We start from the raw sequence: 20,709 nt of genomic DNA, 5'->3' as shown, positions 1-20,709 counted from the left end.
GTATCTAATCTACAGCTGATCGATACGCACCCAACCCATGCCAGCAGCAATCGCACCTTGCACGCCTGGATCACCATCTTCTAAAACGAAACAGCGCTCTGGATCAACATTCAATTGTTTTGCAGCTAATAAAAAAGGTTCTGGTGAGGGCTTGCCGTTTGGCGTATCGCCTGCACAAACAAGTGTTTCGTATAATCCTTTCACACCGATCACTTCGAGCGTAATCTCTAAAGTCTTTCTGGTGCCGCCAGATACCAACCCAATCTTCTTGTTGCCTAATTCTTGACGCAGATGCTGCATCACATGCTCCACTGGTTTGGTTTGTTGAATATATTCCGTCCGGAAAATCGTGGATTTGCGTAAGGCAAACTCGTCAAAGTCAAAGGTCTTATCATAACGCTGGGCAATCAATTCCGCAACAGCTATCGTTGGCCAGCCAGCCGTTTCGTCAATAAGGTCGGTATCCAAGTGGATACCGTACTCCAATGCTGCGGCAGCGTAAGCCGCTTTGTGCGCGGACATATTGTCCGCTAATGTGCCGTCTACATCGTACAATAACGCATCGTACGAGGCTGATAGTTCCAAGAGCTTTTGTGTTTTGTCCGCTATAGTCATTAACCTTTTTTTACTTTTTTACGTCTTTCTTTTTCCGCGATAATCAAACCTAGCTCGCGAGTCGTTTGTCCGCCTACAGAAGTATTCTCCTGAGCACGGCGAAATAAATACGGCATCACCGATTTTACAGGTCCGTAAGGCATGTATTTGGCCACGTTATAACCTGCCGCTGCTAAATTGAAAGACAAATTGTCTGACATGCCCAGCAATTGTGCAAACCAAATGTTGGGATGATGATGTGCAATATCGCGCTTATGCATTTCTTCTGCTAGTAAGCGAGAGCTATCTTCATTGTGTGTACCCGCCATCAAACCCATTTTATCAATATGATCTAGGCAGAATAGAATTGCATCATTATAATCTGTATCACTACCTGCTTTATTGGGTTGTATCGGCGAAGGATAGCCTTCTGACTTGGCGCGATCGCGCTCAATTTCCATATATGCACCACGTACTAATTTTGCACCTAAATGAAAGTTACGTACAGAAGCATACGCAAAATCCGCTTTTAGCGAAGCCAACTTATCATGACGGTAAAGCTGATATGTATTGTATACGATTGGTTTTTCTTGATTGAATTTCTCCATCATATCACGCGAGATATCGTCGATCGTGTCTTGTATCCACGAATGCTCACCATCGATCAAAACCGGAATCCCTGCTTCATGACAAGCAGCGCATATACGTTCGCAACGTTCTAGTACTCGTGTAAATTCGATTTTCTCCAGATCAGTGAGCGATTGTTTGGCATCGCGCTTCGCGAATAAATCAAATCGACCTAAACCTGTTGGTTTAAAAACGCAGAAAGAAATGAGTTTTTCATGCTTAGCAAATGCGACCGTATTTACGATTTCTGCACACGTATCTTCAAAGCTACTTTCAGATTCTTCACCTTCTACCGAATAGTCTAAGATCGTGGTCACATTTCCTTCGCCCAATTCGCGAATAGAACGGGTACAATCTTCAATACTTTCGCCTCCGCAAAATTGTTTGTAAATCGTGTTTTTGATAATACCCTGAATAGGTAAGCCAATCTGCAAAGAGAAGTTGGTTATGGGGGTTCCTACCTTAATCAGAGCACTGCTCGATACCATTTTAAATAGCCAATAAGCTTTGTTCAGATCAGCATCACTTTTCGTTCTGAAAGCTGTCGCCGTATCGTTGAAATCCAACTTAATAGGCGCTCCTAAGGTTTCCATCAATGTCGTGTTGTGTTTATTCCTGCAAAACTAAGTAATTGTTGAATTAAAAGCTGGATATGCACGTAATTTATTTAATTTTGGCTATGCAAAAATTTGTATTGAAAGGCGAATTTATTCACCTTATCCAATTGCTTAAAGCAATGAACTGGGTGGAGCACGGTGCGATGGCGCAATATGTAGTTGAGGAGGGGATGGTTCAGTACAATGGTACCGTAGATTACCGCAAGAGATTGAAGGTAAAGCGAGGTGACCAAGTAGAATTCGAAGGACAGATCGTAGAGGTCGTCTAAGTACATTATGATTGATTAATAGTTATGCAACAGATAGAAAGTTTGGGTTATAAGGTGTACTTTGAAGATGACCTGTCGAGTTTACAATCCTTTATCACCGATGGTGGATATTCCAATGTACTGATCTTGGTAGATATCAATACCAATGACCACTGCTTACCGATTTTACAGGCTGCTATTCCAGAAATCGTGGATTATGATATCATCGAAGTAGATCCTGGTGAAGAAAATAAGAATATCGATTACTGTATCGGTATTTGGAAAACCATGCTCGATTTTGGTGCTGATCGCAAAGCCTTGATGATCAATTTGGGTGGTGGCGTTGTAACCGATATGGGCGGCTTCGCGGCTTCTACTTACAAACGTGGTGTCGATTTTATCCAAATTCCAACGACATTACTCGCGCAAGTAGATGCTTCCGTAGGTGGTAAAACAGGAATCGATTTGGATAACTTCAAAAATATCATCGGGACTTTTACGCAACCTAAAGCGGTTTTTATTAGTGGCAAATTCTTAGAATCACTGGATTCAAGACAACTTTTGTCCGGCTTCGCCGAAATCATCAAACACGGTTTGATACAGGATAAAGCGCTCTTTCAGCGTTGCCAGCAAATCAATATTGACGATATCGACACACAGATCGTGTACGATTCGGTGATGATCAAAAATAAGATTGTAAAAGAAGACCCAACAGAAAATAGTATCCGTAAGATTTTGAACTTCGGTCATACTATTGGCCATGCGGTAGAAGGTTATTCTCTCGCGAACGATCAGAATCCTTTATTGCACGGCGAAGCCGTAGCAATTGGTATGCTATGCGAAGCCTATCTGTCTACACAATCAGGTACGCTGTCTGCAGAAGAACTGAAAGAGATTGAACAATATCTTTTGCGCACCTATCCGTATTACAACATTTCCCCATCTATCGATGAAGAATTATTCCGCTTGATGCGCAATGACAAAAAGAACGAAGCAAATCAGATTGGTTTTGCTTTGCTGAATGCAATTGGCGACTGCACGTACAACAAATACGTGGATGAAGCAGGAATTAAAGCTGCACTCGATTATTATCGGGGGTTGGGGAGTTAGTTTGTAGAACGAAGTTTTTAGCGTTCCAATGAATTAAAGTCGCAAACATTGGAAGATGATGTGGTAAACAGTTTCGCCGCAAAAATTTGTATCTTTAGGTTGAACAATGATTAAATCAATTCAGAAATGGGAGTTCTAACATCAGATAAGAAAGTTGAGTTAATTCAATGGTTATCCACATTAGAAGATCAGGAAATCATTGAAAAATTAATGAAATTCAAAGAACAGGAAACGAAGGATTGGTGGGATGTTATCTCAAGCGAAGAACAATTATCAGTTGAGAAAGGTATTTCGGATGCTGATAGTGGTAATGTAAAGCCACATGCTACTGCAAGAAGGTTGTATGAAAAGTGGCTATAAAGTTTATTGGACGGCTAATGCCCTTGCTGAACTTGCCAATACTATAACTTACCTCGAAGAAAATTTTGCAGATAAAGAAATTCGGAGGCTGGTTTTACAGATTGAGAAAACAATAGCATTGATTTCTCACAACCCAAATATTTTCCCTAAATCAGAATTAAAACTCATTTATAAAGCTATTGTCTTAAAATATAATACGCTTTACTATAGAGTGAATGAAAATAACATTGAGATACTTTCTCTTCTCTAACAGGCAAAATCCGACAAAACGAAAGATTTAAGCCGTCCTCGATCTACAATCTGTCCATCCGAAAACCCATCCCCACTTTAGGTCACCAAAACAATTCACTCACACTTCGTGTTTTCTAATGCAACTATACTAGAGAAGCAGATGAACAAATTATTTAAGACATTGATTGCCGGATGGGGCGCTCGTAAATTAGGTTTTGGTTGTTTTGGAACTATTATCGCCTTTATCGTGATCTATTATCTATTAGGTTATTTATAGCGGATTGCGATTTATATCGCTCTTAACCGATTGCAGGCGAGAATAGAAAGCAGTCCAGCCCATCTTATTGATAACAGCTAATTCATTGCCGTAGATAGGACTCAGTTGTACTAGCGATACGCCATAATTTTTGCTCAAGATGAAGTTCGTTGAGGTACCCAAGTCTTCATCTGCATCGTGCACTAAGAAATGCTCCATACTAGAATCTCCTGCGATCGGCTGCCCAAAACGTATAATCTGTCCCACATCGAATGGGCAATCACCTCGTAAATGGCTAATTAGAAATCCCAGCACATGTCCCCAGTTATCTAAATTGCTTTTGATCTGAATCACCAGTTCTCGTCCAGCAAATCCTTGGTCTTTTCCATTTGATGCTGATAAACCATAGCTGTAAGCCGTCATGTATTCCGGATCTGGGAAGTTTTTGAACATCAATACAAATACCGCGGGCAATTTGCGACTGGTCGAAGGGTGCCGATACACCTCGCATCGCTGACCAATTTCCTTTTCTAAAAGATCTCTAAAGCGCTCCACACCGGAACGCATAAAATAAGGCTTTTTAAACAATGACATGACGTTTTGTAAGGACTGTGCCCGCAAAAGTACACATTGACTGTTATTTTTTCAGCGCCACGCTGTCATATTGGCTACATTTTTCGAATGGAATATTCCTTGCTGGGATAGAATCAGAATAAAGTAGTTATAGATAGATTATAAACACACAATAGAAACTATAATAGATATGGCAGAGAAAGGTACGATTTCGATTCACACGGAAAACATCTTCCCAGTGATCAAGAAATTTTTGTATTCTGATAACGAGATTTTTTTAAGAGAGTTGGTGTCCAATGCAGTGGATGCTTCGCAGAAGATTAAACGACTTTCGTCATTAGGTCAGTTTGGCGGTGAAGTGGGCGATTTGACGGTAGATGTCAAATTCAACGAAGCAGCAAAGACCATTACGATCTCTGATAAGGGATTAGGAATGACGGCTGATGAGATCAAAAAATACATCAACCAAATTGCATTCTCAGGAGCGACCGAGTTCATGGAGAAATTCAAAGAAGCAAACGATGCCAACGAAATCATTGGTCGCTTTGGTTTGGGTTTTTACTCCGCTTTTATGGTGGCCGATCGCGTAGAGATCCAATCATTGTCATACCAAGAAGGAGCAGAACCAGCGCACTGGACCTGTGATGGTAGTACATCTTATGAGATCTCGGAAGGTACCCGTACGGAGCGTGGTACCGATGTGATTTTGCACGTAAATGCAGATTCAGAAGAGTTTTTGAACAAAAGCCGTTTAGAAGAGATTTTAAACAAATACGCTAAATTCTTACCGATTCCAGTTCGCTTCGGTACGAAATCTAGCAGCGAGCCAGATGGTGAAGACGAAGAAGGCAAACCTAAATACAAAACTGTTGAGGTTGATAATTTCATCAACAACACCAATCCAGCATGGACCAAATCTCCTTCTGAATTAACGGATGAGGATTATTTAGCATTCTACCGCGAGTTGTATCCATACTCAATGGATGAACCATTATTCTGGATTCACCTGAACGTAGATTATCCTTTCAATTTGACGGGTATTCTTTACTTCCCAAAAATTAAGAATGATCTAGAAATTCAACGCAATAAGATCAAGTTATATTCTCGTCAGGTATTCATTACAGATGAAGTAAAAGATATCGTTCCAGAATTCTTGATGTTGCTACACGGTGTGATAGATTCACCAGATATTCCATTGAACGTATCGCGTTCTTTCTTGCAGGCTGATGGTAATGTGAAGAAAATCAATACCTACATTACTAAGAAAGTAGCGGATAAATTGCAGGAGATCTACAAATCTGACCGCAAAGGATTTGAAGAAAAATGGAATGACATCGGTCTTTTTATCAAATACGGTATGTTGAGCGATGACAAATTTGCGGAGAAAGCGAATGAGTTTTGCTTGTTGAAAAATACCGATGGCGAGCATTACACCATCAAAGAATACTATGAGAAAGTTAAAGATATTCAAGTAGATAAAGATGGTAATATCGTTTACTTATATACGCATGATACTGCTCAGCAAGATGGCTTTATCAGCGGAGCAAAAGCCAAAGGATACGATGTATTAGTATTGGATGGTCCTTTGGATACGCATATCACTTCTTACCTAGAGCAAAAAGGCGGTGAAAAAGTGAAATTGAAACGTGTGGATGCGGATGTTGCGGAAAAATTGATTGAGAAAGACGAGCAGATCGAAGCCGTATTGTCAGAAGATGAGAGCAAGCAAGCGACAGAGTTATTTGAAAAAGCCATCACACGCACCGATATGAAAGTTGAAGTGGCGGCATTGAGTGCTGGAGATCTACCTGTTTCTGTAACCATCGATGAATTTATGCGTCGTATGAAAGATATGGCCAAAACTGGTGGTGGCGGTATGGGATTCTACGGCGAATTGCCAGATCAGTACAAAGTGACTGTGAATGGTAATCACCCTTTGGTGAAGCGTATTTTGGAAAGTTCGGATGAAGAAGGTGCGCGCTTAGCGAAGCAAGCTTTTGACTTGGCATTGCTTTCCAGAGGTTTGTTGACCGGAGCAGAGTTGACTTCCTTTGTGAAGCGCAGTGTGGAGATGATTTAATCATCTAGCAATATATTTTGTAAAAGGTGTTCTTCGGAGCACCTTTTTTGCATTTATAGTGATTTTGATGCTAAAACATTTTTACAGATACCCTGTTTTTAAGGAGTGTGCTGTACCTTGACCTCGGCACATTTATAAGCGTAAAGGAATAGAAATCGAACGAAGTTCATAACAATTATAATCAAGCAAATATGTCAGTAGAAAAATTCAAAACACTGCACGAGCAGGACAAGCCATTTGTACTAGGAAATGTTTGGGATGCACATACGGCCAAAGTGGCCGAAGAATTAGGTTTTCAAGGATTGGGAAGTTCTAGCCATGCGATTGCCAATATTTTGGGTTACGAAGATGGGCAAAACATCAGCGTAGACGAGATTTTGTTCGTTGTCGAGCGTATCGTAAAAGCTGTTAACATTCCGGTTTCTGTTGATTTCGAGGCAGGCTATTCATCTGATCCAGAAGAAGTGGCCGCAAACGTCAAGCAATTGGTGGAAGTTGGTGTCGTTGGGATCAATCTAGAAGATGGCGTCGTGAAAGACGGTAAACGCGGCATGGAAGATCCACAAGTGTTGGCGCATAAGATCAAAGCGATCAAAGCGGTGACAAATATTTTTATCAATGCACGAGCAGATACATATACTACCAAACATCCTGATGCCTTGGCAGAATCGATCAAAAGAGCGCAGATCTATGCGGATGCTGGGGCCGATGGTATCTTTCTTCCGGTGATTGAAAAAGAAGAAGACATCAAGCATTTCATCCAAGAAATCAAATTGCCTTTGAACGTGTTTGCTACACCAAACATTCCTGATTACAAAACTTTGACGGCACTAGGTGTTAAACGTATCAGTCACGGGGCAAAGCTTTATGAGAAAATCTTCAAAACGACCAAAGAATTGTTAGGAGATATTCAAAAAGAGCAAGCCTTTAACAAACTGTATCAATAGAAAAACGAGTCAGTAACTCAAATCGGTGTGCAGTTGACCTGCACACCGATTTTTTTATGATTATTAAGTTCAGTTTCTTTCGGAGATGGCTATTAGTTGCTCTTCGTTCGGTATTGCAAGGACCTAGTGTTTTAGAGTTGCGCGTTACTCCTAACTTTTCGTCTTAGCGAAGCCGTGGCACGAGGCTGCGGCAATCTGAGCTATAAACTTTATTTACCTTATTAACTCTCTCAATTAAAAAAACAGATCACATCAGCCTTCTTTCCAGCAATGACGATATGACTTTTATTAAATAATATCCGGCGCAGTATTCATACCATCTGGAGTGATAGGTGGCGACATAGAAACACGCGTTTGGCTGAGTGCAGTGGGGAAATTTTCGCTGATATAGGCAATCATGTGCTCTCGCACATAACAACGTAGTTCAAACGCATGTCCAGAATTGCGACAGCTCATCAAACAGCGTAATTCCATTGTTTTCTCCTTAAAATCGGTGACCTGCAAGACATTCACTTTACCATCCCAAAGTATATTGCTTTCCAATAGTTCGGTCAATTTTCCCCGTAGTTTATCAACAGGAATTGTAAAATCGACGTAAAGAAAAACTGTACCCAAGATCTCCGCAGTATTTCTAGTCCAGTTTTGAAATGGTTTCTCGATAAAATAATTGATTGGTAATACGAGCCGTCGTTTGTCCCAAATATTGACCACCACATAGGTAAGATTGATTTCTTCTACCTTGCCCCATTCGCCTTCTACAATCAGCACATCATCCATACGGATGGGTTGTGTGAATGCGATTTGTAAACCAGCCAACAGATTTCCTAAGGACTTTTGCGCCGCAAAACCTATAATTATACCACCTACACCCACACCCGTAAGTAATCCGGCACCGATCTTACGCATATTCTCAAAGCTCAACAGCACAATAGCGATGGTGATGATGACAATAAGTGTAATCAGCAATTTGCGAATAAACTCGATTTGCGTACGAATCTTACGCTCTCGTAGGTTGTTTTCCTTGTTGATATCGAAGCGGTGATAGAGGTAATCTTCGAAAATGCGGATGAAACGAATCACGACAATCGCGAATGCTAAAGTGATTAAAATTTCCGTGATTTTTTCGACCAAAGCATGCGCTTGTACGGTAAATCGGGTGAAAGGCAATAATCCATTGAATACCAAAAGTGGAATAAAAACGGATAAAATTTTATTGAGATGCCTAATAATGGATTTTATGGCAGAATAAGAGCTACCATTGTTTGCCTGTTGGCGTACGATAGGTAGAAGTATAGCACGGATCACAAAACCCAAAACCACCGAGAAAATAATGACGAGTACATTCCAAGTCCATGCGGGCATTTTGAACGCAAGTTCAGTCAGGTCGATTGTCATATCTTTTTTTATTAAGGTACAATCGTATAACAGACCTATGCCGAGGTAGTTTTTAGTTTTTGTTATTGCGTAATAAACGATTAGCTTACAGAAACTGTCAAAAGGGAAATTTATACTTAGGCAAGTAAGTTTAACAAGTCGTCTTTGCCTATTCTTGGGATTTTCGAGGCAGCAGGTGAAATTAATGAACCGGCGAGATCACGTTTTTTTTGCTGCAACGTCATCATCTTTTGTTCTACCGTATCTACAGCGATAAATCTTACCGCCGTGACACGTTTCTCTTGTCCGATCCGATAGCTACGATCGATTGCTTGATTTTCAACCGCTGGATTCCACCACGGGTCCATCAAAAAGACATAATCTGCTGCGGTCAGATTCAAGCCTGTACCACCCGCTTTTAAGCTGACCAAAAATACCCGCCGATCATCGCTAGTTTGAAACTGCTCCACCTCGTTTGCCCGATCAGCCGTTTGTCCGGTGAGATACGAATACGCTAATTTACGATCATCTAATCGACCACGGATTAAATTCAGCATACCCACAAACTGAGAAAAAATGATGACTTTATGTTGCTCAATAATACTATCTAATTGCTCCAACATTGCATCAATTTTAGCAGAAATAGTTGTTTCGTAACCTTCTTTAAGCAAAGCCGGCGCATTGGCAATCTGTCTTAAGCGCGTCAATCCGGCAAGTACATTCATGCTGTTTTGCTCTAATTCGTCTTCGTCAAATTGATCGACGTAATGGCGTAATTCGGCTTCGTAAGCATTGTAAATGGTACGTTGCTGTTCACCCAATTCGCAGTAGATGATCATCTCGGTTTTCTCCGGTAACTCGGTGGCCACTTGCTTCTTTGTGCGTCGCAATATAAATGGAGCTGTATATTTCTGCAATTCTGCTGCACGTTTATGATCGTCAAAACGATCAATTGGTGTAGAATAGGTATCTCTGAAATAAGTCATACTACCGAGCAGACCGGGACACGCGAAGGAAAGCTGACCATACAGATCATAGGTGCTATTTTCTATTGGAGTACCTGTCAGCACAAAGCGATTTCGACTTTTTAATTGTAAAGCCGATTTATAGCGTATCGAAGAAGGATTTTTAATCGCTTGCGATTCATCTAAAATGATCGTGTCGAAAGAGAATTTCTTTAACCTCGAAATATCCGAAACCATGACACCATAAGTAGTAATTAAGACATCGAAATCCGACCACTCGGCGGGCGGAAGATCTCTTCCTTTGCCATAAAGAATATGTATGGATAGGGAAGGTGCATACGTTTGTATTTCGCTCTCCCAATTGAATAGGAGCGAAGTCGGCAAAACTACCAGCGCCGTACGTCGATCTCCTTGATTGCGTTGAGCAAGCAACAATGCGATGATTTGCAAAGTTTTGCCCAAACCCATATCATCCGCCAAGCAACCACCAAAATTAAAATTGTCTAAGGCAGACAACCAGGCCAATCCTTGGATTTGGTAGCGGCGGAGCTTTGCTTGTAATGCTTCAGGAACTTCAACTGTCGGAAACTCTTTTCGATGATGTAGTCGCTTGACAAAAAGGTCAACTTCACTTTTGGTTTCTGGCGACCATTCGACCTCGTCATTTAAATCTTGCAACTCGACAAATCGTGCTTTGGGAATGTCGATTTGTTCTCCTCGCACAGCACCCAGTGCAAAGAAGTTTGATAATTTTGCGATCCATTCTTCGGGTAAAATACCGCGTGTGCCATCGTCTAAAGCGACATAGCGTTGCTTATTGCGAATAGCTCGGTACAGTTGCTTTATCGATGCTTGTTGATCGCCATAAGTTGCTGCAATTTTGGCGTTGAACCAATCGGTGCCGCTCAGTATCTTTATGTCGATCTTTGGCGTGTGTATGTTGAGCTTATCGAGTTTTAGATTTTGTGCCCCGAGAATACGGATTCCTTCTTGACGCAATCGTTCAAAGACGGACAAAAACCATTCATTAGCGACAAATGCTTCGTGATGCAGGTAGAAGAAATCGCGTTCGTGCCATTGCTCCGCAAAGTAGGGATGCTGCGCACTCAAAAGTGCTTTGAACTTACTCTCTAAGTCTTCATTTCGCTCCACGAGATACGCATTTCCGTTGGCATCTAATCCTTTGATTTGCTTTTTGGTCACAAGCGGAATCTCGACTGTTCCATAGCGTACCACAGGCGTTAGATATACGTAGTTGCCACGCTGCGCCAAATAAATGATTTTCTCCGTATCGTTGCGGATGACTTGTTTTTCCTCTTTGGTAGCTGGTCGAATCGTTGCATACTGGATCTCAATAGCATCTTCTAACGGCTCCAACACTGATTTTTCGAAAGCAGCGTACTTTGATTCGTGGATCAGCAAGATCTCGGGTCGCTTTCGAAAATATTCGATCAAGCGCAACATATGCACATTGTCAATCAGCGAAAACACCTGATCTCTGTGCAAGAAATAACGATGCTTGATAGGCAGTGTTTTTACAGGTAATTCCTGTTCATGCCAACGCAAGGTGGCCGTAAGTTCATAAAATGGTTGCCGCTTGAATACGCGGAGCACCATCGTAGCTTGGAGTATTTCCACGGCGATCGGCCGAATGGATTTTGCGGTAATATTGTCTGAAATACCACGATCGTGTATGTAAACAGGAAGTGAGAGTGGATTGCGTTGTATCGCGATCAATGCTGCTAGGTCTTGTTCCTCTTCTTTTTCCTCGTAAGCACTCGCAAAAGTGCCTAATGCTGCGTAAAACTTGACCGCCGACGTACTTTGTTCTTTCCAAAGCATGCTAGAAGTGTCAAGGAATTGGAAAGGTGCTTTAGGTTTGCCGGATTGCGTCGTACCTACGTTTACCAAAACAAAGCGCAATTGCGCGTAAAACTTGTGCAATCCTAGTACAAGAATATTTTGGTTCGCTATAGTTGTTTCTATTTCCCGGTCAGTAGTAGCTGGAAGTGGGAGTCCATCAGCCATTCCTTCCTGCAGATCTGCTCGCAGAATAGCTTCATTAGCTGGTCGTACTGCAATCGATCCTTTATCATACACCAAATCAAAATACAAATCTAAATCAGATTCTGACTCTAGTCCATATGGCTTCGCATAAGGAATCATCATTTCGCGCCGCGCATCGGTCTGGAAGAATACGCGGTAAGCAGTGATATGCATCACTGCGTAGATTGCTAAATATTCATATCTAGTAAGACTGTCTTGATCGTAAACTGGTGAAGATGTACGTACGCTGATACCAGCATTACTTTCCCAAAGGCGAATGATGAGATCTTGTCCAAGATCCATAGCAGCCACAAACTCAATACCATGGAGCATTATCTCCGATACCCGCAACTGATACATTGCTGTTTTGGCGAATGCCGTATCTATCGAAGGATAATGCTTTAGCAGCATTAAATCGCTCAATTCGTCAAATGATATAGCTTGCAGTTGGTACGTGCCGTCAGGTAATCTCACGCTGTAAAATGATCTTAAACTGTGAAAAATTGTTCCAGTTCTGGCAAGGTTTCATCTGATTTCGCCATATCTTTTACGATTGTACCACGTTCCAGAGCGATAATTCTGCTCGAGACATCAACCGTGTGCGATAAGTCGTGACTGGATATCAGCATGGTTTTTTCACCCTTCGTCGTCAGATCTTTAATGATCTGCTTGAGGCGAATCTGTGTGCTCGGATCCAGATTAGCAAAAGGTTCGTCCCAGATAATGACCTGCGGATCACCAATTAACGTAGAGATGATGCCGACCTTCTTTTGGTTTCCTTTGGATAAATCGCGGATGTAGGTGCCACGATTCAATACTTCGCCTTGAAAAAAATCTTGGTAACGCTCCAATAAGAAATCCACTTGATTATGTTTCACTTGGCGTACTTCAGCAATGAAATACAAAAATTCTTCTGGCGTGAGGTAACCAATCAAGAAACTTTCGTCCAAAAAAGCAGTAGTCCAACTTTTCCATTCGTCGGATTCCGAAGCAGGCAATCCCTGATGTAGGACAGAACCAGTGGTGACAGGAATAAGATCTAGCAAGATGCTGAACAACGTTGTTTTTCCTGCGCCATTATTGCCTACCAAACCTATGCAATCTCCTTGGTGAATCTGTAAAGTTGGGATTTGCAAAACCGTCTGACCGTTGTATGTTTTGCTTATATCAATAATGTCAATCATGTGTTGTATCGTATTTTTCACTTGCTATCTAAGAATCTCCAGAAAAACTACGACTGCGTACTTGAAAAAGGAGAGTGCGAATAAGAATATTTCTTTAAAATCATATAGTCGCTTGTTCAAGCCATCAAAGTGATATTTCGAAGTTTTTGCAGTTGTAAGTTAGCATTTTTTTCGGAGTTAAGTAGGGATTTACAGCGTGTGATCGTTTATCATTTGGTAATCAAATAGGATTTTAACACAAAGCTGAATTTATGCTAATTCGATATTCTCTAGGAGAATAAAATATTTTTCCAATAATAAATCCAATACTAAAACAAGTTGATTATTATTGCATCAATATTAACCTGAAATTCTTTATATGTGTAAAAGTGTCATAGTTGCCCTTTTATTGCTTCCTTTGTGGGCTGTTTCGCAAGACTTCGATTTTGGCAAACCTACCTACGATGATATACATTTCGATAGAAATAAGATCGATAGTAATGCTAATGCCGTTTTTTTGAATGAATACGGTACTACACGCCTTTCTTACGAATCGGAAACTGGAACGATGAAGTTGAGGCACAAATACCATGCTCGTATAAAGATTTTTAATAAAGAAGGGTTTAGTGCTGCAAACATCTTAATTCCATTGCATAAAAACGGAGATGCATATGATGAAAAAGAGCGTGTCTCCGAAATAAAGGCAGCGACCTTTAACCTTGAAAATGGTAAATTGGAAGAAACCATAATGACCAATAAAGCAATATTCACGGAAGATAAATCTAAATATCAAGTCTTAACCAAATTTACCTTACCAAACATTAAAGATAACTCCATCATTGAGTACGAATATACGATCGAAAGTCCTTATTTATTTAATTTCAAAAGTTGGAATTTTCAAGGTGAGTATCCGAAGCTAAATAGTACTTATGTAGCATTTATACCTGGAAACTATACGTACAACGTATCTTTGAGAGGATATTTGAAGCTTACTGAAAACAAAGCAGAATTAGCCAAAGACTGTCTACGTGTCGCTGGCAAAGACCTAGATTGCTCCAAATTGACCTACACGTTGAAAGATGTACCTGCTTTTGTGGAAGAAGAATATATGATCTCGCCAAGCAATTATATATCTGCGGCACATTTTGAGCTTTCTGACGTTGTTTTATTTAATGGTACAACAAAAAAATATACTCAAAATTGGAAAGATGTTGATAGAGAGTTAGCTAATAATAAGGAGTTTGGTGGACAGATGAAGCGGAAAGATGTTTTTAAATACATTGTCCCTGATCTTATTCAAGGAAAAACAGATGAACTAGAGAAAGCTAAAGCCATTTTTGATTATATAAAAAAACAAGTAAAATGGAATAATTACTATGGCAAGTACAGCGAAACCAGCGTCAAGGAGGTAATAGAAAAACGATCTGGCAATGTGGCTGATATTAATTTTGCGCTTATTTCGGCACTTTCTGCTGCCGATTTGGATGTGGAGGCGGTGATCCTATCGACCAGAGACAATCCTATTCCAAATAAGCTTTATCCAGTTATGAGTGATTTTAATTATGTCATTGCGAAGCTCAATATCGGAACAGAAAATTATTTGTTGGATGCCACTGATCCATTGCTGCCATTTGGCCTGTTGCCATTACGATGTATTAACGATCAAGGTCGCGTCGTTCATCTCAAAAAACCTTCTTATTGGATTGACCTAACAGCCGGTAAAAAAAGTTTGTCCACCTATAGTTTAATTGGCGAAATGCATGCTGATGGAAAAATTACCGCAAAGTTAATCACCTATTTAAACGGTTATGATGCGCTGAATAAACGGAAAGCAATCGCGAGCGCTTCCTCTTTAGATGACTACGTGGATCAGCTAGCCGAACGAATGGTTAACATCAAAATTAAAAATTTCAAAATAAACTATGTTGACAGTGTGGAAAGATCATTAAGTGAAGTCTACGAAGTAGAGTTTGCAGCGCAAGATCCAGAAAATGCCATTCGTCATTTTAATCCCTTCTTTATCAATGGTGTTAAAAAGAATCCATTTAAATTGAATGAAAGAAATTTCCCTGTAGATCTAGGTGCTGCAAGTGAAGAAAGAGTGACTATAAAGCTTACCCTGCCAGAGCAATTTGCAGTAACAGAACGACCGAAAGATTTAGCTATTGCGTTACCTGATAAGGGTGGTCGATATTTTTTGCAAAGTGAAATAGCAGACCGAACTTTAGCGGTAAATCAGCTGCTTGCATTCAATAAAGCAATCTATTCTGCCGATGAGTATCATTATTTAAAAGAGTTTTATAATCAAATTATTCAAGCGCAACAAGCTGAAGTATTGATCTCACAAGAGAATTAATGAGGGTATTGTTATTAGTTTCTATTTTCCTGTATAGCATTTCAACGGCTCTGCCGCAAGACTATTCGGCAGAGCATATATCTGCATCTTTAAAGAATCGAGCACATGCCATTATTAGAGATAGCAAAACGGTTATTGATATGCGATCTGCTAAAGACGTATCGATAACTATCCAAAAAACAATCACTGTTTTAAATAAAAATGGCGATAAGTATGGCGCATTAGCACTATTTTACGATAAAAATACGGCTATCAAATCGGCTAAAGGCGAAATCTATGATGAGTTTGGAAAATTGATCACGAAGTTTTCTCTGAATAATTTCAAAGATGAAAGTGCTGTTAGTGACTTTTCACTCTTTGAGGATAGTCGTGTAAAATATTATACGCCTCAGGTGACTAGTTATCCCTATACCATTGTCTACAACTACGAAGTTAGAAATAAACAGAATTTAATCATTCCAGAGTGGAAACCCGTTCCCGATTTTGGTGTGGCTGTAGCGAAAAGTAGCTATCAATTTGTCTGTAATCCATCGGATGAAGTCCGCGTTCATACCAGAAATTATACGGGTGTCGTAGAAGAGGTTAAAAATGAGAAGCAAAAGAGTTTAACGTGGGAAATAGAAAATACATGGGCTATTCGCAACGAAGTATACGCGCCAAATCGGGATACATACTTCACTTCCATCAAGGTAGCACCAAAGAATTTTACCTACTATAATTTTAGAGGCGCTTATGATGATTGGCAAGGTTTAGGTCAACTCTGTTACGATTATCTGTTAAAGGATAAACGTGTACTGCCACCAGAAACCATTAAGACTATTCTAAACTTAGTGGAGAAGGAGACTAGTGAAAAGGAAAAAGCCAAAAAAATATATGACTATTTTCAAAAAAAGACTCGGTACATCAGCGTGCAAATAGGTATCGGTGGCTTTCAGCCCATCAAAGCTAGCGAGGTAGACCGGCTTGGTTATGGTGATTGCAAAGCTTTAGTCAACTATATGCAAGCTCTATTAGAAGTTGTAGATATACCATCTTATTATTGCGTGGTGGAAGCTGGAGATGAAAAAAACGATTTACTGCAGTCGTTTGCCAGTATGGAACAAGGCAATCATGCTATTTTATGTTTGCCTTTAGAAAATGATACCACTTGGTTAGAATGCACCAGTCAAGATGCGCCGTTCGGTTATTTGGGTTCTTTTACGGATGATAGATGGGTTTTCGCCTACACAAAAGAGGGCGGCAAATTGTTGAAAACACCAAAATTTGATGCTGAAATGAGTACGCAAGTACGGGACGCCGAATTGATTTTATCTAAAAATGGAAGAATTAGTGGTAATCTTACCACTAATTTTCAAGGTGCACAATTCGATAATCACTTCTCGCTAGTGAAAAAATCGCCGACAGAAAAAGAAAAACACTTAAAATACCTGTACGATATTAATAATTTGGAGTTTACTTCGATAGATTTATCGGCGGATAACGATGTACCTCTTTTCATTGAGAAACTAGGGATAAGTATTGAAAACTATGGCAATATAACAGATGATCGGATTTCCTTTTTTCCAAATTTATTCAATGTGCAACGTACTATTCCATCAGTACGCAATCGCAGCTTGCCTTTTGAAATAAAACGTGGTTACATCGATACGGATAGTATATATATCACTTTCGATGAGGAGATTGTTCCACTCATTATCCCAAAGCAAGTAAACCTAGAAAGTAAATTTGGAAGCTATAAATTAATAGCAAAATTAGTAGAGGGCAAACTCTTTTATTGCCGGAAACTCCTTATTAAGGACGGTATTTTTCCAGCAGAAGATTACGAATCCTACGAAAATTTCATGCAAGAAGTAGCAAATAATGATAAACTGAGATTGACACTTAGCTTAAAGAGGTAATTCTGTTATTTATTAATTAGGTATTTGCAAAAACCTTCTGAGCATTGTACGTTTTGCTTATATCTTATTCACTTACCTGCTTAAAGCCTTCCAACATAGCATACTTACGTGCTTGGTATCGTTGAGCAATGCTTTTCAAGAAAACAGCCCTTAAACATAATCCAATTATACCTATTGTTCCAAAAATTAAACATGTTATTTCAAAACTAACAAAAGCGTGGATAATTGACCAAAGAAGTACAGGAATGAGCATGGCGGGTAACATGATGATCCATTGTGTAGCGCCCATACCCTGATAATTAAAAAATTGAGACTTGTCTAAATCTACCCGTTTCTTATTATAAGTACCAAAAAATAGGATGATAGGCACATTGATACCGATATTGTATACAGCAGTCACGAGGTTGATCAACAGAATCTCTCTGCCAAAATAGAGATAAGGAATCGTCAAGATCGTGGCCAAAATAATGCTGGCGTAAAACAATAGTGATTTCGCACCGAGATAATCTGTGATACCAATCCGTTGCGTGTGGATGAGTGGATAATAAGAGCTATCCCATGCGGGAACAAATTGACCAAAGTTAAACATGAAAAGACCTGTCATAAATATTCCTACAAATACAAGCATTCCTTGACTATTTGCATGTTGATTAGGATAAAATATCAATCCATAAAGTAATCCTATTATGCCTGTCACTAACATAGTTTTAGTCCGTTTATTTCGCCACAACAATTTAAGATCTAAACGGATTAGCGGTGCATAACGGCCCAACTGATCAAGCCAACGTAAATCTGCGAAGGCTATTGATCGTTTCTGTTTATTCGTATTACTTTCCAAATATAGTCGCTGCCGTAAGGAGCGATGTATCCATAAATATGCTGCTGCAACCATAGCGAGCGGTAGGATACACAAGAGCGGACGAAGTAGAATCAATTCGAAGAAAGAAGCCATCTGGTCTGAAACAGATAACAAATGCGAGTAATCCAACAAGATCAGTACGGCGACTATAATCAAAGCAACGCTTGTTAATCGCCAATTGGCAGACAGCGTGTGTTGCGCAGAGAAGTTGAAGAAATGCAGTGATAAGGAAGTCCCCAATACCGCCGCAAGCCAACCGAGTATTGGCACCGTAGCATAATCTCCAACAGACCAGCAAGCCAATGCAAAAGGGATAAACAGTAAAGGGGCGAGGAGGTTGTAGAAGCTAAAGACACTTTTACTTAAGAGATAATGCGTGATCGAGCTACGCGAAATTCGCTGAATTAAGAAAGGTTTTACATTCAAGATTGGCAGTTGCTGCATAAAGAAACGTAGACCCAATTCTGCAACAAAATAAAACAGCAAAAAGCGATTTACTTGCTGCATAGGAAACAAACTGTCTGAGCTTTCGTCCAGTATATCGTACATATTATGTCCTATAGACCAAAGACCAAAGGCTAATAGCAAGCCAAAAATGGCGAGTACTATCTTGATCAAGATGCTATGACCGACGTGTGCAGAGCGGAAGAGACTTTTCCACTCCAAAGTCAGAAATTTTACGAACATATTGGGATAATAGTGTTAAATGCTTTAGCGCATTAATTTTCTCTCCTAAGATATATAAAATAGCTAATTATTGCGATAGCAAGCTCAACAATAATCAAGATTTGACGTTATCTAAGTTGAAAAGATGTGAATGTATATCACATCTTTTTTATCTAGAGAACATAAATATAGCTGTACCTATGGCAATAATTGGAGAGATCATAAAAAGAGCAATAAAGGTTAATGGATTGCTAAAAGGAGACACCAGTCCACAAGAAGCACAATTAGAAGTTTTAAAAAATTTACTGACCCGCGCACAGCAAACCGCATTCGGTAGGCAGTTTGGATTTGAAGAAATACTACAGTCAGAAAATCCTATTGAAGCATTTCAACGGCAAGTTCCCATCTTTGATTACGATAAATTACACGCTGAATGGTGGCATTATCTGGAAGAAGGACACGAGAATGTAACGTGGCCAGGTGGGCAAAAGTATTTTGCCCTGAGCAGTGGTACGACGAGCAATAGTAAAGCTATTCCGGTCACCGACGATATGTTGGATGCTATTCGTAAGTCCGGTATTCAGCAAGTCCTGAGCATGAAAAACTTTGATATACCAGCAGAATTTTTTGAGAAAAATATCATGATGTTGGGTAGTAGTACGAATCTGAAAGATTTTCATGGATTTTTAGCAGGAGAAATTAGTGGAATTACAGCGGCCAACTTGCCCATGTGGTTTCGTAAATTCTACAAACCCGGAAAGAAAATCGCAGCAAGTGATAGTTGGGAGCAGCGCGTGAAGCGTATTGTGAAAGCAGCACCTAAATGGGATGTAGGTACGATTAGTGGTATTCCATCGTGGGCGGAACTGATGTTGAAAGAAATCATCAGCTATCATAAATTAGAGACAATTCACGATATCTGGCCCAATTTACAAGTATATACTACGGGCGGCGTGGCTTTTGGCCCTTACCGCAAAAGTTTTGAAAAGCTATTTGCCAAACCAGTTATCTACATCGATACCTATTTATCATCCGAAGGTTATCTGGCGACACAAAAACGGCCGGATACCGATGCTATGTCGTTAATCGTTGATAACGGCGTGTTTTTTGAGTTTGTACCATTCACGACCGAAAATATGGACGATGAAGGGCGTGTGCGCCAAGATGCGAAAGTATTGACTCTGCAAGATGTGCAGGAAGGGGAAGAATATGTACTATTAATTTCAACCGTTTCAGGTGCTTGGCGCTATATGATTGGCGATACGGTTATTATTGCTAATAAAGAACTCGGTGAAATTACCATTAGCGGCCGTACGAAGCACTTTTTAAATGTAGTAGGGGAGCAACTATCAGTAAATCAAATGAATATGGCTATTCAGCGGGTGCAAGAGAAATTCGATTTACCAGTTCATGAATTTACTGTCGCAACCGTTTCCGTCGATGGAAAGTATGTATCTAAGTGGTATTTGGGTGCAGATAATCATTTGGAAATAGCAGACTTAAACACGTTTCTGGATACAGAGCTGAGTAATAGTAATAAGAATTACAAAGTGGCACGCAATCAATCACTATCTGATGTACAGGTGCGTGTAGTTCCTGTAGCTCATTTTCATGATTGGAGCGCTAATTTTAAAAAGTTGGGTGGGCAAACGAAGATACCGCGCGTCATGAAAGAAGATGAATTTTTGGAATTCGAAGCTCATATCGCAACCCTATAATGGAAGAACAAGAAAGCCGGT

Annotated in this window: 16 protein-coding genes; 9 read left to right on the top strand and 7 right to left on the bottom strand. The window is 40.1% G+C overall.

The window, feature by feature from the left end:
- Positions 1–9: 9 nt before the first annotated feature.
- Positions 10–615: an HAD family hydrolase gene (locus GKO22_RS08885; protein WP_166334255.1), complete on the bottom strand. Its 606-nt coding sequence runs from the start codon at positions 613–615 to the stop codon at positions 10–12.
- A complete protein-coding gene (locus GKO22_RS08880) occupies positions 615–1,814 on the bottom strand; it encodes a proline dehydrogenase family protein (RefSeq protein WP_166334253.1) in 1,200 nt (399 codons plus the stop codon). The genes GKO22_RS08885 and GKO22_RS08880 overlap by 1 nt, the downstream gene beginning before the upstream one ends.
- 86 nt (positions 1,815–1,900) lie before the next feature.
- Between GKO22_RS08880 and GKO22_RS08875 the strand changes: the two genes are divergently transcribed.
- The 4 genes from GKO22_RS08875 to GKO22_RS08860 all read left to right on the top strand — a co-directional run bounded on the left by GKO22_RS08875 (position 1,901) and on the right by GKO22_RS08860 (position 3,806).
- On the top strand, positions 1,901–2,107 hold the full coding sequence (locus GKO22_RS08875; protein ID WP_166334251.1) for an RNA-binding S4 domain-containing protein: 207 nt from the start codon (positions 1,901–1,903) through the stop codon (positions 2,105–2,107).
- Positions 2,108–2,131: 24 nt separating this feature from the next.
- Positions 2,132–3,196: a 3-dehydroquinate synthase gene (aroB, locus tag GKO22_RS08870; RefSeq protein ID WP_166334249.1), complete on the top strand. Its 1,065-nt coding sequence runs from the start codon at positions 2,132–2,134 to the stop codon at positions 3,194–3,196.
- 126 nt (positions 3,197–3,322) lie between these two features.
- Positions 3,323–3,556, top strand: a complete 234-nt coding sequence (locus GKO22_RS08865; protein WP_166334248.1) for a hypothetical protein — start codon at positions 3,323–3,325, stop codon at positions 3,554–3,556.
- Positions 3,519–3,806 (top strand): type II toxin-antitoxin system RelE/ParE family toxin, encoded by a 288-nt coding sequence (locus tag GKO22_RS08860; RefSeq protein WP_206367860.1) that lies wholly within the window; start codon positions 3,519–3,521, stop codon positions 3,804–3,806. The genes GKO22_RS08865 and GKO22_RS08860 overlap by 38 nt, the downstream gene beginning before the upstream one ends.
- A 252-nt stretch (positions 3,807–4,058) precedes the next feature.
- Here the strand turns inward: GKO22_RS08860 and GKO22_RS08855 are convergent, their stop codons facing one another.
- Positions 4,059–4,637, bottom strand: coding sequence for a suppressor of fused domain protein (locus GKO22_RS08855; protein ID WP_166334246.1), 579 nt, complete (start codon positions 4,635–4,637; stop codon positions 4,059–4,061).
- A gap of 169 nt (positions 4,638–4,806) precedes the next feature.
- Here GKO22_RS08855 and htpG point away from each other — a divergent pair, with 169 nt between their 5' ends.
- Together htpG and GKO22_RS08845 are read left to right on the top strand one after the other, a co-directional pair.
- Complete coding sequence (gene htpG / locus GKO22_RS08850; RefSeq protein ID WP_166334244.1) at positions 4,807–6,696, top strand: molecular chaperone HtpG; 1,890 nt, start codon at positions 4,807–4,809, stop codon at positions 6,694–6,696.
- A 191-nt stretch (positions 6,697–6,887) separates the two neighbouring features.
- Complete coding sequence (locus GKO22_RS08845; protein ID WP_166334242.1) at positions 6,888–7,643, top strand: isocitrate lyase/PEP mutase family protein; 756 nt, start codon at positions 6,888–6,890, stop codon at positions 7,641–7,643.
- A 288-nt stretch (positions 7,644–7,931) separates the two neighbouring features.
- On the opposite strand, the gene GKO22_RS08840 is transcribed toward GKO22_RS08845, so the two are convergent.
- The 3 genes from GKO22_RS08840 to GKO22_RS08830 form a co-directional block, all read right to left on the bottom strand.
- Positions 7,932–9,038: a mechanosensitive ion channel family protein gene (locus GKO22_RS08840; protein ID WP_166334240.1), complete on the bottom strand. Its 1,107-nt coding sequence runs from the start codon at positions 9,036–9,038 to the stop codon at positions 7,932–7,934.
- A gap of 116 nt (positions 9,039–9,154) precedes the next feature.
- Positions 9,155–12,502: a DEAD/DEAH box helicase gene (locus GKO22_RS08835; RefSeq protein ID WP_166334238.1), complete on the bottom strand. Its 3,348-nt coding sequence runs from the start codon at positions 12,500–12,502 to the stop codon at positions 9,155–9,157.
- A gap of 14 nt (positions 12,503–12,516) precedes the next feature.
- The gene (locus GKO22_RS08830) at positions 12,517–13,212 is read right to left on the bottom strand and encodes an ATP-binding cassette domain-containing protein (protein WP_166334237.1); all 696 of its coding nucleotides are present in this window, start codon (positions 13,210–13,212) and stop codon (positions 12,517–12,519) included.
- 358 nt (positions 13,213–13,570) lie between these two features.
- Between GKO22_RS08830 and GKO22_RS08825 the strand changes: the two genes are divergently transcribed.
- The gene (locus tag GKO22_RS08825; protein ID WP_166334235.1) at positions 13,571–15,547 is read left to right on the top strand and encodes a DUF3857 domain-containing protein; all 1,977 of its coding nucleotides are present in this window, start codon (positions 13,571–13,573) and stop codon (positions 15,545–15,547) included.
- On the top strand, positions 15,547–17,445 hold the full coding sequence (locus GKO22_RS08820; protein WP_166334233.1) for a DUF3857 domain-containing protein: 1,899 nt from the start codon (positions 15,547–15,549) through the stop codon (positions 17,443–17,445). Before GKO22_RS08825 ends, GKO22_RS08820 begins: the two co-directional genes overlap by 1 nt.
- Positions 17,446–17,509: 64 nt before the next feature.
- Here GKO22_RS08820 and GKO22_RS08815 read toward each other — a convergent pair whose 3' ends face one another.
- Complete coding sequence (locus tag GKO22_RS08815) at positions 17,510–18,991, bottom strand: DUF5687 family protein (protein WP_166334231.1); 1,482 nt, start codon at positions 18,989–18,991, stop codon at positions 17,510–17,512.
- 179 nt (positions 18,992–19,170) lie between these two features.
- On the opposite strand from GKO22_RS08815, the gene GKO22_RS08810 reads away from it, so the two are divergent.
- Positions 19,171–20,688 carry a GH3 family domain-containing protein gene (locus GKO22_RS08810; RefSeq protein ID WP_166334229.1) on the top strand — a complete coding sequence of 506 codons (1,518 nt, stop codon included), beginning with the start codon at positions 19,171–19,173 and terminating at the stop codon, positions 20,686–20,688.
- The last annotated feature ends 21 nt before the right edge of the window (positions 20,689–20,709 follow it).

It is taken from the genome of Sphingobacterium chungjuense, from assembly GCF_011316935.1.
Lineage (GTDB): Bacteria > Bacteroidota > Bacteroidia > Sphingobacteriales > Sphingobacteriaceae > Sphingobacterium > Sphingobacterium chungjuense.
This window is presented reverse-complemented; position numbering and strand designations above follow the sequence as displayed.

Excerpts from the sequence above, each read along its gene's own strand:
- GKO22_RS08820 (WP_166334233.1), top strand. The coding sequence starts at position 15,547 with ATGAGGGTATTGTTATTAGTTTCTATTTTCCTGTATAGCATTTCAACG.
- GKO22_RS08865 (WP_166334248.1), top strand. The coding sequence starts at position 3,323 with ATGGGAGTTCTAACATCAGATAAGAAAGTTGAGTTAATTCAATGGTTA.
- GKO22_RS08860 (WP_206367860.1), top strand. The coding sequence starts at position 3,519 with ATGCTACTGCAAGAAGGTTGTATGAAAAGTGGCTATAAAGTTTATTGG.
- htpG (WP_166334244.1), top strand. The coding sequence starts at position 4,807 with ATGGCAGAGAAAGGTACGATTTCGATTCACACGGAAAACATCTTCCCA.
- aroB (WP_166334249.1), top strand. The coding sequence starts at position 2,132 with ATGCAACAGATAGAAAGTTTGGGTTATAAGGTGTACTTTGAAGATGAC.
- GKO22_RS08875 (WP_166334251.1), top strand. The coding sequence starts at position 1,901 with ATGCAAAAATTTGTATTGAAAGGCGAATTTATTCACCTTATCCAATTG.
- GKO22_RS08880 (WP_166334253.1), bottom strand. The coding sequence starts at position 1,814 with ATGGAAACCTTAGGAGCGCCTATTAAGTTGGATTTCAACGATACGGCG.
- GKO22_RS08815 (WP_166334231.1), bottom strand. The coding sequence starts at position 18,991 with ATGTTCGTAAAATTTCTGACTTTGGAGTGGAAAAGTCTCTTCCGCTCT.
- GKO22_RS08840 (WP_166334240.1), bottom strand. The coding sequence starts at position 9,038 with ATGACAATCGACCTGACTGAACTTGCGTTCAAAATGCCCGCATGGACT.
- GKO22_RS08810 (WP_166334229.1), top strand. The coding sequence starts at position 19,171 with ATGGCAATAATTGGAGAGATCATAAAAAGAGCAATAAAGGTTAATGGA.
- GKO22_RS08885 (WP_166334255.1), bottom strand. The coding sequence starts at position 615 with ATGACTATAGCGGACAAAACACAAAAGCTCTTGGAACTATCAGCCTCG.
- GKO22_RS08825 (WP_166334235.1), top strand. The coding sequence starts at position 13,571 with ATGTGTAAAAGTGTCATAGTTGCCCTTTTATTGCTTCCTTTGTGGGCT.
- GKO22_RS08830 (WP_166334237.1), bottom strand. The coding sequence starts at position 13,212 with ATGATTGACATTATTGATATAAGCAAAACATACAACGGTCAGACGGTT.
- GKO22_RS08855 (WP_166334246.1), bottom strand. The coding sequence starts at position 4,637 with ATGTCATTGTTTAAAAAGCCTTATTTTATGCGTTCCGGTGTGGAGCGC.
- GKO22_RS08845 (WP_166334242.1), top strand. The coding sequence starts at position 6,888 with ATGTCAGTAGAAAAATTCAAAACACTGCACGAGCAGGACAAGCCATTT.